12 protein-coding genes are annotated in these 13103 nt (G+C 68.9%); 10 read left to right on the top strand and 2 right to left on the bottom strand.

The window, feature by feature from the left end; translation table 11 throughout:
- The first annotated feature begins 18 nt into the window (after nt 1-18).
- The 9 genes from LR394_RS27430 to LR394_RS27390 all read left to right on the top strand — a co-directional run bounded on the left by LR394_RS27430 (nt 19) and on the right by LR394_RS27390 (nt 9493).
- Nucleotides 19-357 (top strand): rhodanese-like domain-containing protein, encoded by a 339-nt coding sequence (locus tag LR394_RS27430; protein WP_231447352.1) that lies wholly within the window; start codon nt 19-21, stop codon nt 355-357.
- Nucleotides 335-2710: a transketolase C-terminal domain-containing protein gene (locus LR394_RS27425; RefSeq protein ID WP_231447350.1), complete on the top strand. Its 2376-nt coding sequence runs from the start codon at nt 335-337 to the stop codon at nt 2708-2710. Before LR394_RS27430 ends, LR394_RS27425 begins: the two co-directional genes overlap by 23 nt.
- On the top strand, nt 2703-3101 hold the full coding sequence (locus tag LR394_RS27420) for a hypothetical protein (protein WP_231447348.1): 399 nt from the start codon (nt 2703-2705) through the stop codon (nt 3099-3101). Before LR394_RS27425 ends, LR394_RS27420 begins: the two co-directional genes overlap by 8 nt.
- A gap of 530 nt (nt 3102-3631) precedes the next feature.
- A complete protein-coding gene (locus tag LR394_RS27415) occupies nt 3632-4858 on the top strand; it encodes an ATP-binding protein (RefSeq protein ID WP_231447347.1) in 1227 nt (408 codons plus the stop codon).
- Between the two features lie 198 nt (nt 4859-5056).
- Complete coding sequence (locus LR394_RS27410) at nt 5057-6073, top strand: SDR family NAD(P)-dependent oxidoreductase (RefSeq protein WP_231447345.1); 1017 nt, start codon at nt 5057-5059, stop codon at nt 6071-6073.
- The gene (locus tag LR394_RS27405; protein WP_231447342.1) at nt 6074-7018 is read left to right on the top strand and encodes a thiamine pyrophosphate-dependent dehydrogenase E1 component subunit alpha; all 945 of its coding nucleotides are present in this window, start codon (nt 6074-6076) and stop codon (nt 7016-7018) included. It begins immediately after the preceding gene.
- Nucleotides 7011-7994 (top strand): alpha-ketoacid dehydrogenase subunit beta, encoded by a 984-nt coding sequence (locus LR394_RS27400; protein ID WP_231447340.1) that lies wholly within the window; start codon nt 7011-7013, stop codon nt 7992-7994. The genes LR394_RS27405 and LR394_RS27400 overlap by 8 nt, the downstream gene beginning before the upstream one ends.
- A 6-nt stretch (nt 7995-8000) precedes the next feature.
- The gene (locus LR394_RS27395) at nt 8001-8465 is read left to right on the top strand and encodes a VOC family protein (protein ID WP_231447338.1); all 465 of its coding nucleotides are present in this window, start codon (nt 8001-8003) and stop codon (nt 8463-8465) included.
- A complete protein-coding gene (locus LR394_RS27390) occupies nt 8462-9493 on the top strand; it encodes a LacI family DNA-binding transcriptional regulator (protein ID WP_231447336.1) in 1032 nt (343 codons plus the stop codon). Before LR394_RS27395 ends, LR394_RS27390 begins: the two co-directional genes overlap by 4 nt.
- On the opposite strand, the gene LR394_RS27385 is transcribed toward LR394_RS27390, so the two are convergent.
- A complete protein-coding gene (locus tag LR394_RS27385; RefSeq protein ID WP_231447335.1) occupies nt 9482-10609 on the bottom strand; it encodes an extracellular solute-binding protein in 1128 nt (375 codons plus the stop codon). The two genes, LR394_RS27390 and LR394_RS27385, sit on opposite strands and share 12 nt — an antisense overlap.
- Nucleotides 10610-10710: 101 nt before the next feature.
- Here LR394_RS27385 and LR394_RS27380 point away from each other — a divergent pair, with 101 nt between their 5' ends.
- Nucleotides 10711-11835 (top strand): Gfo/Idh/MocA family protein, encoded by a 1125-nt coding sequence (locus LR394_RS27380; protein ID WP_231447333.1) that lies wholly within the window; start codon nt 10711-10713, stop codon nt 11833-11835.
- Here LR394_RS27380 and LR394_RS27375 read toward each other — a convergent pair.
- Nucleotides 11772-13100, bottom strand: a complete 1329-nt coding sequence (locus LR394_RS27375) for a class-II fumarase/aspartase family protein (protein WP_231447330.1) — start codon at nt 13098-13100, stop codon at nt 11772-11774. The two genes, LR394_RS27380 and LR394_RS27375, sit on opposite strands and share 64 nt — an antisense overlap.
- Nucleotides 13101-13103 lie beyond the last annotated feature (3 nt).

The raw sequence follows: 13103 nt of genomic DNA, 5'->3' as shown, positions 1-13103 counted from the left end.
CCCCCCGGAGGTTGTTGCATGTTCCCGCCGCAGGTCCCCTCGGTGGACCCCGCCCAGGTGCCCGCCGAGGCCGCGATCCTTGATGTGCGTGAGCCCGACGAGTGGGAAGCCGGTCACGTCGACGGCGCGGTCCACATCCCGCTGATGGAACTGCCGGCCCGCACCGGCGAACTGCCCGAGGGCCCGGACGGCCAGGTGTACGTGATCTGCCGGTCCGGCGGCCGCTCCGCCCGGGCGGTGGCCTGGCTCGGGCAGAACGGCTTCGACGCGGTGAACGTCGACGGTGGCATGGGTGCCTGGCAGGCGGTCGGCCGCGAGATGGTGAGCGAGACCGGTGAAGCACCCACGGTCCGCTGAGGACGCCCCGACCCTGACGCTGACGGACCTGGGCGAGCCCGGGCCCGGGTCTGAGCTGGTCGATCACCTTGGGCCGGTGCTGGAGCGGCTGGCCCGGGGTGAGCTGTCCGAGGTCGTCGCGGGGGAGGCGACGTCCGAGACCACCGACGAGGCCTCGGACGTGATGGTCCCGGTCGACGGCACCGACGAGGATGCGCCGGTCGAGGCGTTGCGGGCCGATCTGATCGACCTGTTCGAGGCCCAGGCGGCCAGCCGCTGGCTGGACGTGGCCGCGCGCCGGATGGCGGCCGCCGGGCTGGGCAGTCACACCGTGGCCTCGGCCGGGCACGAGGGCAACGCCGCCGTGGCCCTGGCCCTGCGCAGCAACGACCCCGCGGTGCTGCATCACCGTTCCACCGCTTTCTACCTGGCCCGTCTGGCTTCGGCCGGGCTGGAAGACGGCATCTCCGCCGTGGCCCGGGGCCTGGCCGGCAGCGTGGAACAGCCTGCAGGTGGGGGTCGCCGCGCTACCCCCGCGCATGCTGAGGTCGCGGTGCTGCCCTCGCCCTCCACGGTGGCCGGTCACCTACCCCGGGCACTCGGCCTGGCCTGGGCCATCGGCCGCCAGCCCCGCGATCGCAGCCGGATGAGCAGCGGAAGGCTGAACTGGCCGGCCGATGCTGTGGCGGTGGCCAGCTTCGGCGACGGTACGGCCGGTCACAGCACCGCCCAGGGCGCGATCAACTCGGCGTTGTGGGCGTCCCGTCAGGGTGTGCCGCTACCCCTGCTCCTGGTCTGCGAAGACAACGGTCTCGGGTTTTCCACCTCCGGCCCGCCCGGCTGGATCCGCTCGATGTTCGGCTCCCGCGAGGGTCTGCGGTACTTCTCCGCCGACTCGGCGGGTGATGCCTCCGCCCTGTTCCAGACCGCCCGGCGCGCGGTCGAGACCGCCCGTGCCCACCGACGTCCGGTGTTATTGCACTTGTCGTGTGTACGGATCGGCGGGCACAGCGGGGCGGACGACGAGTCCGGCTACCGCAGGCCCGGCCGGATCGCCGCCGACCTGGCCCGCGATCCGCTCGTGGCCACGATGAACGCGCTGGTGCGGCACGAGGCGATGAACGGCGAGGAGGTGGGCCGGCGGCTGCTGAACCTGCGCGACCGGGTCGCCTCGGCTCTGGAAGACGCTACCCAGCAACGAGTCCGGCCGAAGAGCGCGGCCGAGGTGATGGCCTCGCTCGCCCCGCGTCGCCCGGCCGTGGTCGGCATGGCCGCGGCCCGTGAGCCTTTGGCCGACCAGCGCCAGAGCGTCTTCTCCGCCGGCCGGCCCGAGACCGAAGGGCCGCTGACCCTGGCCGAGAGCATCAACCGCGCCCTGCTCGACGCGGCGATCGCGCATCCCGCAGTTGTGGTGATGGGCCGCGACGTGGCCCGGGCCGGCGGTCTGCACGGAGTCACCCGGGGCCTGCAGAAACGGCTGGGCCCCGGGCAGGTCACCGACACCACGCCCGATGCCCGTTCGATCCTCGGACTGGCCATGGGCGCGGCGGTCAGCGGGTTGCTGCCGATCGCCGAGCTCGGTCTGGACGACCTGCACGCGGCCGAGGAACTGCTGCGGACCGAGGCCGCCACGCTGGCCTTCAGCAGCGGCAACGCGTTCCGCAATCCGATGGTCCTGCGGGTGCCTGGACTGGGCTATCACAGCGGTTTCGGTGGCGCGGTGACGGTGGACAACACGCTCGGTGGGCTGCGTGACATCCCCGGCCTGGTGATCGCCTGCGCAGCTCATCCGGCCCAGGCTCCGGCCCTGCTGCGCACCTGCCTGGCCGCAGCTGAGGCGGACGGCACGATCAGCGTGATGCTCGAGCCGGTAGCCCTTTACCACCAGCGTGACCTGGCTGTGGATGGTGACGACGGCTGGCTGGCGCCCTACCCCGAGCCCGCGCAGTGGGGTGCCCAGCACCTGGCGATCGGCCGCGCGGTGGTGCACGGGACCGGTACGGACCTGACCATCGCGGCCTACGGCAACGGGCTGCGGATGGCGCTGCGGGTGGCGGCCCAATTGGAGGACGAGGGCGTGGGCTGCCGGGTGGTGGACCTGTGCTGGCTGGCGCCCTTGCCGGTCGCCGACCTGATGAGCGCGGCCTCGGCCACCAAGAACCTGCTGATCGTGGACGAGACCCGGCGCACCGGGGGGATATCCGAGAGCATCGTGACCGCGGTGCTGGAGGAGGGCTACGACGGCCGGCTGGCCCGGGTCACGGCCAAGGACAGCCCGCTGCCGGCCGGTCCGGCCGCTGAGTTCGTCCAGCTCACCGAGGCTCGGATCCGGTCCACCGCCCGAGCTCTGTGCGGTGAACTGGCTGATGCCTGAGAATCGTTCTGATGTAGTACTTCTGGTCGATGTCGCGAACGTGATGGGCAGTCGGCCGGACGGGTGGTGGCGCGATCGGCTCGGCGCCGCCACCCGGTTGCTGGGTGGTCTTGCTGCAGTCTCAGAACTGTCGGTGGACGGCGATACTCTCTCGGTGGTCAGGATTCTCGCGGTGGTCGAGGGCAAGGCGAAGGGAGCGGTGGGGCCCGCGCCGGTCGAGGTCATCCGGGCCACCGCCGACGGCGACACCACGATAGTTGCGGTGGCTGAGGAAATCGTTGCCGAGGGCCGGGTTCCGCTCGTGGTCACCGCCGACCGGGGGCTGCGGGCGCGGCTGCCTGAGGGGTCATTGGTGGCCGGCCCGCGCACGCTGCTGGACGTGCTGCCCTGACGGCTTGATGTTTGTGCTCAAGCCGCGCTGATCGCGCCCCGGATCAAGGTCTTGCTGGTCACCGCACCAGTCGGCCGACGAGCGGATCCATTCCTCGCCCGATGCACACGCGGCTCCTAGTCAGTGCCATTGCACAGGACCCGGCGAGCGGCTACTCGCGATGTGTAAAGATGGTCCATCTGGTACCAGGTGTACACATCGTCGAGTTGTCCCCATCCGCCTGACAACTCGCGGTCCGAAGGCCGCTCCTGGACCTGAAGCCGTCTGGTCTGACCGGCCCCACCAGCCTTTTCGCGCTCGGCTTGGCACTGTGAAAGCCGGCCTCATCCGGCCTCATCCGGCCTCATCCGGCCTCATCCGACCGGGGCCGGGGTCCCGGGCGCGTCACAAACCGGGCCGACTCTCCGTTTCCCGCCGGCGTGCCCCAGCTCGAAATCTCCGACCCTCCATTCGGCCGGGGGCTCGAATCGCCCATAAATCGCTATTCGTTGCTCTAGTACCGGGCGTAGACACCTGGATACGCTCTGATCGTGGATCCGGTGCGCAATCCCTATGCCCCCGGCGCCGGGCAGCGTCCGCCCGAGCTGGCCGGCCGTGATGCCGAGCTGGGCAGCTTCGACGTGGTCCTAGAACGGATCAGCCGGGGTCGGCCCGAACGCAGCCTGGTGCTGATCGGCCTGCGCGGTGTGGGCAAGACCGTGCTGCTCAACGCCCTGCGCTCGGGTGCAGTCCGGCGGCAGTGGGGCACCGGCAAGCTTGAGGCCCGGCCCGATACTCCGCTGCGGCGTCCGCTGGCTGCGGCTCTTCACCAGGCCATTCGGGAGCTTGGTCCGGCTCATCGGGACGATGCCACGCATGTGCTCGGCGTCCTGAAGTCCTTCGCCATGAAGGAGCCTGCGGCCCCGTCCAGTCGTGGCAAGACCGCGCTGCGCGACCGTTGGCAGCCTGGCATCGACGTGCCCGCGGTGTCCGGCCGTGCCGATTCTGGCGACATCGAGATCGACCTGGTGGAGCTGTTCACCGACATCGCCGGCGTGGCAGCCGGGGCCGGGCGCGGCGTCGCGGTGTTCATTGACGAGATGCAGGACCTGCTGCCTGAAGACGTGTCCGCCCTCTGCGCCGCCTGCCACGAACTCGGCCAGCAAGGTCTGCCCCTGGTCGTGGTCGGCGCGGGCCTGCCCCACCTGCCCGCGGTGCTCTCGGCCAGCAAGTCATACTCCGAGCGCCTTTTCCGCTACGCCCGCATCGACCGCCTGGACCCGGAAGCCGCCGCCCAGGCTCTGCGCAGCCCGGCTCAGGAAGAGGGAGCAGACTTCACCGAGGACGCCCTGGCCGAGATGTACGAGGTCACGGCCGGGTACCCCTACTTCATCCAGGCTTACGGCAAGGTGGCCTGGGACGTCGCTCCGCGCACCCCGATCACCGCCGACGACGTGCGAGTGGCCGCCCCCGAAGCCGAGGCCGAGCTGGCCGTGGGCTTCTTCGGCTCCCGGTACGAGCGAGCCACCCCGTCGGAACGCGAGTATCTGCGGGCCATGGCCGACGTCTCCGCCGAACTACCGGCCGGACTGTCGATGGCCGACGCCGGCGTAGCCACCTCCGAGATCGCGGTGCTCCTGGGCCGAAAGCCGCAGTCGCTGTCCCCGGCCCGCGACTCCCTGATCAAGAAGGGCCTGATCTACAGCGGTGAACGCGGTCGAATCGCCTTCACCGTGCCGCACTTCGGCCGCTACCTCCGCCGCCAGGCCGGCGACTGAACCTCTCGATCGTTCCTTCTAGCTCTATCTACCTCTCCTTCTAGTCATCCCGATACTCAGCCAGAGCGCCTTCCGCCATCGGGATCGGGAAGACAGAACGACGTCATAGCGACTTTTGTCTTCCCGATGAGCTGGTTGACGAGGCACGGTGGTCGTCGTACGGTCGCTCAAACGATTGACCGGTCGATGGGGACGGACATGACGCAGTTCGGCGACGGCGCTTCTGGGCCGGATCCGGGCGCCGGTGTGGGTACCGCTGAGAACACCGGCGGGGGCGCGGGTGTTGGTGCAGGTGCGGGGTGGCAAGGGCTTTCGGTGAATCTGGCTGGTAGGACGGCGCTGATCACCGGGGGCGGGGGTGGTCTGGGTCAGGCGTGTGCGGCCGCGTTGCTGGGGTGTGGGGCCACCGTGGTGTTGGCGGACTTGCCCGGGGTGCGGCTGGACCGGGCGGTCGGCGAGCTGCTGGCTCAGGCCAGCGCCTTGGCGCCGGTCGGCGGGCGAGCCAAAGCTGAGCGAGCTGATGGTGAGCCAGTCAAAGGTGAGCCAGTCAAAAGTGAGCCAGCCAAAGGTGAGGGCGAAAACTGGGGCGGGCCAACCGTCCATAAGCTCGAATGTGATCTTTCCAGCCCGCGCGAGGCCCGCGAAATCGTGGCCCGAGCGCAGGCCACATCGAACGAACTGCCGCTGAGGATCCTGGTCAATGCCGTGGGGATCATGCAGACCCGGCCGTTCGCCGAAGTCACCGACGAAAGTTGGCAGCGCACCCTGGATATCAATCTGACCGGGGTATTTCAGACCACCCGGGCTGCGGCCGAGCTGATGGTGGCCGATCAGGGCGGCAGCATTGTCACGTTGTCCTCGGTGGCCGGGCGTTCGGGCCGCGCCAATGCCGTGGATTACTCCGCCACCAAGACCGCCCTGCTCAGCCTGACCAGATCGGCGGCCTTGGCCTATGCACCCAAGGTACGGGTGAATGCGGTCTGCCCGGGCGTTTTCCTGACCGATATGTGGGCGCAGATCATGGCCGACCGGGATCGGGAATTCGGTAGTGGGGCCGGGCAGAAATATCTGGACGAGGTGGCCGCGCGCACCCCGCTGAACCGGGTCGGACGGCCGGCCGAGCTGGCTGCGGTGGTCGCCTTCCTGGCCGGTGACCTGGCCTCTTTCATCACCGGCCAGGCCCTGAACGTCGACGGTGGACTGGAGATGGACTGAATGGCCGAGCCCCTGGAACACCTGCTGGGAATGTGGCGGATCCGGATTCTGGAAGAGACGGTTCAGCAGCTGCGGCTGGACGGCGACATCGTCGGATCGGTGCATCTGGCCAATGGGCAGGAGGCGATCGCGGTCGGGGCCTGCGCCCAGCTCAAGAGCCAGGATGCAGTCTTCGCTACTTATCGGGGGCACGGTTGGGCATTGGCCCGGGGCGTTCCGGCGCACGGAATTCTGGCCGAGTTGCTAGCGCGTAAGACCGGGGTGAATGGCGGGCGCGGTGGTTCGGCCTATTTCTCGGCGCCGGAATACGGTTTCTACGGCGAGAACTCGATCGTCGGGGCCGGGGTTCCGATTGCCGTCGGGGCAGCTTTGGCGGCGAAGTTCGACAACAGTGGACGGGTGTCGCTGGCGGTTTTCGGGGACGGCGCGATGAACCAGGGCGGCGTTACCGAGGCGATGAATCTGGCCGCGGTGAAAAGTCTTCCGGTGATTCTGGTGTGCGAGAACAACCGGTACAGTGAACTCACGCCGATCGAAGACATGGTCCGCAACCCTGACCTTTCGGCCCGCGCCGGAGCTCTGGGCATCCCGGCGGTGCGGATCGACGGGAATGACCCGGTGCAGGTGAGTACCGCGATCGCCCTGGCCCGGCAAAATGCTGCGCATGGATTAGGCCCGACCTTCGTGGAGGCGGAAACCCGGCGGATCGTGGGGCATTACATCGGCGACGCCCAGCAGTACCGGCCGGAGGGCGAACTGGAAGCCGATCTGCAAGCCGAGCCGATCAAAAGGTTCCGGAGGCAACTCGAGGGCGCCGGCGTCCCCAATGAAATCGTGGACGGGGTTGAAGAAAAGGCCCGGCGCGAGATCAAGGAAGCCACCGAACGAGCACTCGCCGATCCGCCCGTAGACCCGTCGACCGCGCTGGAGCACCTCTATGTCTGACAAGGTCAAGCTCACCTACGGCGGCGCGGTCAACGCAGCCCTGGCCCGCTGCTTGGAGCAATACCCCGAGACGATCCTCTACGGCGAGGATGTGGCTCTCCCCGGCGGCGTGTTCGGCGTGACGCGTGGTCTGCAGAAAGCCTTCGGGGAGCGCGTTTTCGATACCCCCATCTCCGAGACGGCCATGCTCGGCGCGGCCGTAGGGGCGGCGATGATGGGACGCCGGCCGATCGTCGAGATCATGTGGATGGATTTTGCTCTGGTGGCCTTCGACCAGATCGTCAACCAGGCCGCGAACGTCCGCTACGTCTCTGAAGGCCGCCTCAGCGCCCCGCTGACCATCCGCACCCAGCAGGGCAACGCCCCCGGAGCCTGCGCCCAGCACTCGCAGAACCTGGAGGCGCTGCTCCTGCACGTACCCGGTATCCGGGTGGCCATGCCGGTGAGCGCGCAAGACGCCCACGACGTCTTGATCGCCGCCGTGGCCTGCGACGATCCGGTGGTCGTGATCGAGAATCGGACGCTCTACCCCGGAGCCAAGGCTGAGGTCCAGCTCAACCAGCCACCCCAGCCGATCGGTGGGCACCGCCGGCGGCGCCGCGGTGACGACGTCACCGTGGTCACCTGGGGCGCGATCAGTGCATCAGTCCAGGCCGCGGCAGATCTGGTGGCGGCCGAAGGGATCGGCGCCGACGTGATCGAGGCGGTCTGGCTCAACCCGTTCGACACGGAAGCTGTGCAGGACAGCGTTCGCCGCACCGGACGTCTACTGGTTGTGCACGAAGCCAACGTCACCGGCGGCTTCGGCGCCGAGGTGGTGGCCCGGGTGGTCGAGGCGGGCGTTCCCCTCAAGGCACCGCCGCGACGGCTGGGCGCCCAAGACACGCGCATCCCCGCCGCCGTCGCGCTGGCCCAGGCCGTACTCCCGCAGACCGCGCAGATCGCCGACGCTCTTCGAGCCCTGGTGAAGGGGTAGACGCCGATGCACGGGGTATGGCACTTCAGCTTCACGGTCGCCGACCTCGACCGCTCGGTGGAGTTCTACGCCGGGCTGCTGGGGTTCCAGCTGATCCACCGCCAGGCCCAGAACAACGAGTACACCCGCCGGCTGGTGGGCTACCCCGACGCCGATCTGCGGGTGGCTCAGCTGGCAGTGCCGGGTCAGCCGCGCGGCCGGAGCGGACACGATCTGGAACTGGTGGAGTACCGGCAGCCCCGGGGAGAGGGCTTCGGTCCGCACCACCGGCATCGTCCCGGCGCGGCGCATCTGGCTCTCTGTGTGCCGGATGCGCCGGGGGAGCACGCCCGGCTCACCCGGGCTGGGGTGCGCTTCGTCAGTGAGCCCCAGCGGATCACCGCCGGAATCAACACCGGCGGGTTCACCTGCTACTTTCTCGATCCGGACGACATCACCCTGGAACTGGTACAGCCCCCCGGAGAGCAGTGACCCCGACGAAGCCCGGCCGCACAACGCTGGTAGACGTAGCCCGACTGGCCGGGGTGGATAAGGCCGTGGTCTCCCGCGTGATCAACTCTGACCCCGCGCTGGTGATCCGCCCGGAGACCCGGGAGCGGGTGCTGGCGGCGGTACGGGAGCTGGACTACCGGCCCAACATCGCGGCCCGGAGCCTGCGCACGTCGAAGGCGGCAACCCTCGGCCTGGTCATCCCCGACTTCGCCAACCCGGTCTACGCCCAGATCATCACCGGCGCCGAGAGCGCAGCCCTGGCCCGGGGGTATGTGCTGGTCACGGGCTCTTCGTCGGGGAACCGGACGGGCCCGCGGCGCTATCTGGAGCTGCTCGGGCAGGGTCGGGTGGACGGTCTGCTGCTGGCCGGGGGTCAGCTCACCGCGGCCGATCAGAGCATGCTGGCCACGCTGGGGCTGCCCTGGATACTGGTGAACCGGCACGGCGGGCGCACGTGGAACCGCCACGTAACCTTGGACGATACCCACGCCGCGGCGATCGCGGTGAACCATTTGCTGGACCTGGGACACTCGCGAGTTGCGCACGTGGCTGGGCCGGCGGGGGCGGATACGGCGCGGCGGCGGCGCAGTGGTTACGTCAAGGCGCTCAAGTCGGCTGGGGTAACACCTGAAGACGTAGAGACGGCGGCGGGCGACTACACGCCGGGCGGGGGAGCAGAGGCAACGGCTAAGTTGCTGGACGAAGGTCCGGCGCCGACCGCGATCTTCGTGGCCAACGTCGCGATGGCGGTTGGGGTGCTGAACACGTTGCGGCGCAGGGGGCTGCGGGTTCCGGAGGATGTTTCGGTGGTGGCGGTGCACGACCTGCCGCTGGCCGAGCACCTCGTGCCGGCCCTGACCACGGTGCGGATGCCGCTGCAGACCTTGGGCGCCCGGGCGGTGGATCTGCTGCTGAGAACGCCGCCGGATCAGCCGGTGGAAGAGGTCGTGGGTGACGAGACCGTGCTCGTGATAAGGGAATCCACTGCTGCACCGTCAGGTCAGTAGCCGGTTCAGCTTCTCGTGCGCGTCCTGCAGCGACTCAAAACCCTTGCGGTCGGCGATCAATCCGCGCATCAACTCGTTCACAATTCCCGCCATCCTCGGCCACCGCGGATCGGAAGGAACCGAGCGGGAGTTGCGGTGCGCCGTCTCCAATACCTCGTAATAGGGCGCCGATGAACGGACGCGTGGGTTGGCCCAGGAGTCCCGGCGAGTTGCGGAGCCTCCCGAGAGGGCGGTGACGACGTCCATTTCGGGTGTGGCGAGTTTCCGGATCAGAGCCTGGGACTGCTGCGGATCGGGGGCATCGGACGGAATGGCCAGCACCCAGTAGGCGTTCATCGTGGTGGCTCCGGGCACCGGCGCGCAGCCGTCGTGCGGTGAGGCGAATCCGGCCCAGTTCACCATCATCGCCGCTTCACCGGCCGCGAACCGCTGTCCCGACTCCACGCTGTCCCATTGCGCAGCAGCCGGATTCACCACCTGACTGATGTGCCAGAGGTCGTGGAAGAACGCTACCGTCTCCAGGGCCGGAGCGCTGTCCAGGCCGGACCGACCGCCTACGATCAGGTCTCCGCCGCGGCTCCACAGCTGGGTCAGGAAGTCGTAGACCGGGTTGTGCTCGTCGGGGAATCCGGCCTGCACCGTGCCGTAGAGTCCTTTCTCCGGCCGGTTGAACCAGATCGCCTGATCCATGAACTGGTTCCAGTCCAGCGGGTTCTCGAGCTCGTAGCCGAAGCGCTCCCGGAACCCGGCCTGTTCCTGCGGGTCCCGGTAGAGGTCGGTGCGGTAGAGGAAGAGCATGGGCCCGTCGTGATAGGCCACGCCGTAGGTGCGCCCGTCCGGCCCTTGCTGCAACTGCCGCAGCGCGGGGGCGTAGGCGTCCGGCCAGCCCTGGATGCTGGTGGTTTCGATCGGCAGCAGGCGTCCGGCCTCGATCAGTGCGGGCAGCCAGTCGGTGATCAGGAGCAGCACGTCGGCCTCGGGCGCCCGGGTGTGCACCACCCGCCGTTCCAGCTCCAGGATGTCGACGAGTTCGTGCTCCACATCGAGGTTTTGGAGCTGCTTGGTGAAGGCTCGGTCGAACCCGTCGAAGGCCCGGCCGAGAATCCTTAACGGCATCCATGTCCCCCATGTCCGTCTGAGATCAAACGATTGACTATCCCTATCACGCGGTGATCTGATGGCCAAGGCTCATCTTCGGCGAAGAAGCGGAGAATCACGTGCTGGACCGGCTGCGCCCTCTCGCTCAAGCCTGTGACCTGACCATTGCGGCCGAACTGCACCGGCCCGTCGCGGTGGTCGGGGCCGGGGCGATCACCCGCCTCGCGCACCTGCCGGCCTACCGCGCGGCTGGGCTACCAGTGCTGGGTATCTGCGATCTGGATGTCGCTCGCGCCGAGGCGGTGCGGGCCGAGTTCGATCTGCCGCGCACTTACACGCTGGAGCAGATCCTGGCCGACGACGAGATCGAGGTCGTCGACGTGGCGGTGTTCCCCGAGGCCCAGCCCGCCATCGTCCAGGCCCTGCTGGCGGCGGGCAAGCACGTGTTGGCGCAGAAGCCGCTGGCCGTGAGCTCCGGGCTCGGCGCGCAGCTGGTGGCCCAGGCTCAGGCCGCTCAGCGCTCGCTCGTGGTGAATCAGCAGATGCGTTACGGCGAGGGCATGGCCGCGGCCCGGGCGATCGTCGAGGCCGGCTGGATCGGCGAGGTCACCGCGGTCACCATCGACGTCAGCATCATCACCGACTGGTCGGCCTGGCCCTGGCTGGTCAAGTCCCCGAAGCTCGACCTGATGTACCACTCGATCCACTACTTCGACACCGTGCGCTCCTTCCTGGGCACCCCGGACTCGGTGTACTGCGTGGCGGGCCGCCGCCCCGGGCAGCTGGCCGTCGGGGAGACGCGCACGACCACCACCATGACGTTCGCCTCGGGAGCGCGGGCCCTGGTCAACGTCAATCACGAGAACATCACCGGCGATCAGTGGGCCACGCTGCGCATCGACGGTTCGGCCGGGTCGATCCGGGGCACCATCGGCCTGCTGTACGACTACCCGCACGGCCGTCCGGACACGCTGGAGTTCAACAGCTCAGTACTACCAACGGACGGGTGGCTGGCCTACCCGGTCAGCACCCGTTGGATTCCGGATGCGTTTGCTGGGCCGATGCGGGCCCTGCTGTTGGAGATTGCCGGTGCGGGGGCGGCGCCGACCACGGCTTCGGATGCCCTGCAGACGTTGCGGGTGGTGGAGGCGGGGTACGCGTCGATTGCGAGTGGGTCGGTTCAGGTTCTGGACCGCCAAGCTTCTACCGCGGCCGCACAGGCTTGCGGCGCGGCACCGATGTAGTCTTCGGGCTCGGGCAATCTGGGCTCGACCACGGACCAGATTGCCTCACCAGCAGCGGATTTCACTGCTTCTCGGAGCGGCAGGCCTTGCTCGCGGGAGGTGCGCACTGCCGCGTAGACCACCTCGTGCGCCTTGTCCCGGCCCAACTTCCCGGCCAGCGAGATCATGTAGGCCTCGGACATCAGGCGCCCACCGTCGGCGTTCAGATTCTGCCGCATTCTTTCTGGGAAAACCCTTAGACCAGAGGCAATTGCGGCAACTGACCGCAAGGAGCCAGCTGTGGCGATCAGGGCCGCGGGTACGGCCTGCCACTCCACCTGCCATTCCCCTGCCGCGCGTTCGTGGCCCACCTCCAGCGCACGAAGTACGGCCTGGGCGTTGACTTCGGCCATCACCCCGAAACCCACAGCCAGCTCGGACGAGATGGGGTTGGCCTTCTGCGGCATGGTCGAGCTGGCGCCGCGGTAGACGCCGTCGGCCTCGGCCACTTCGGCGATCTCGGTGCGCGACAGGTCGATGATCTCGCGGCCGAAGCGCACGCAGGTGGCGGCGATCAGCGCGGCGGTCTGGGTGAGTTCGGCCACCCGGTCTCGGGATACGTGCCAGGGGACGGGTGGATCGGCCAGGTCGAGACGGCGGGCCAGTTCGGCACGGACCGCGGGCGCGGCACTGCCGAGCGCGGCCGAGGTGCCGCCGGCGCCGAACAGCGAGACCACGCTGACCGACTTGCGGGCCCTGGCCAGGCGGGTGCGGTGGCGGGTGAGCTCGTCCAGGAACACCGCGCACTTGGCCCCGAACGTGGTCGGAACTGCCTGCTGGGCGTGGGTTCGGCCGGGCATCACGGTTTCTGCGTGCGCCTCGGTCAGCTCGGCCAGGGCGTCGCCGAATTCAGCGAGGAGCTCGTTCAGCCGGGCGGCCGCATCGCGTAGTTGCAGGGCCAGGGCGCTGTCCATGATGTCCTGGGTGGTGGCGCCGTAGTGCACGTGGGCCGCGTCCTCGGCCGGCAGCGCCGCGCAGATCTGCTTCACCAGTGGGAAGATCGGGTAGCCGACGTTGGCCGATTCGGTCCACAGCCGCTCGACATCGATCGCCTCGTACCGGCAGGCCGCGGCGATCCGGCTACCCGTCCCAGTCGCGATAACGCCTGCTGCCTCAAGGGCTTCGGCCAGCCGGGCCTCGACCAGGAGCCAGTCCTCGATCAGCCGGCGTTCGGCGAACACGGCGGTCAGGGCTTCGTCCCCACCAAGTCTGGACAGGAGGTCCACCGG

The organism is Kineosporia babensis, from assembly GCF_021129305.1.
Taxonomy (GTDB): Bacteria; Actinomycetota; Actinomycetes; order Actinomycetales; family Kineosporiaceae; genus Kineosporia; species Kineosporia babensis.
This window is presented reverse-complemented; position numbering and strand designations above follow the sequence as displayed.

What these genes read in the sequence shown, in the direction of transcription:
- LR394_RS27405 (WP_231447342.1), top strand. Translation starts at nt 6,074, where the DNA reads ATGGCCGAGCCCCTGGAACACCTGCTGGGAATGTGGCGGATCCGGATT.
- LR394_RS27420 (WP_231447348.1), top strand. Translation starts at nt 2,703, where the DNA reads ATGCCTGAGAATCGTTCTGATGTAGTACTTCTGGTCGATGTCGCGAAC.
- LR394_RS27395 (WP_231447338.1), top strand. Translation starts at nt 8,001, where the DNA reads ATGCACGGGGTATGGCACTTCAGCTTCACGGTCGCCGACCTCGACCGC.
- LR394_RS27410 (WP_231447345.1), top strand. Translation starts at nt 5,057, where the DNA reads ATGACGCAGTTCGGCGACGGCGCTTCTGGGCCGGATCCGGGCGCCGGT.
- LR394_RS27385 (WP_231447335.1), bottom strand. Translation starts at nt 10,609, where the DNA reads ATGCCGTTAAGGATTCTCGGCCGGGCCTTCGACGGGTTCGACCGAGCC.
- LR394_RS27430 (WP_231447352.1), top strand. Translation starts at nt 19, where the DNA reads ATGTTCCCGCCGCAGGTCCCCTCGGTGGACCCCGCCCAGGTGCCCGCC.
- LR394_RS27400 (WP_231447340.1), top strand. Translation starts at nt 7,011, where the DNA reads ATGTCTGACAAGGTCAAGCTCACCTACGGCGGCGCGGTCAACGCAGCC.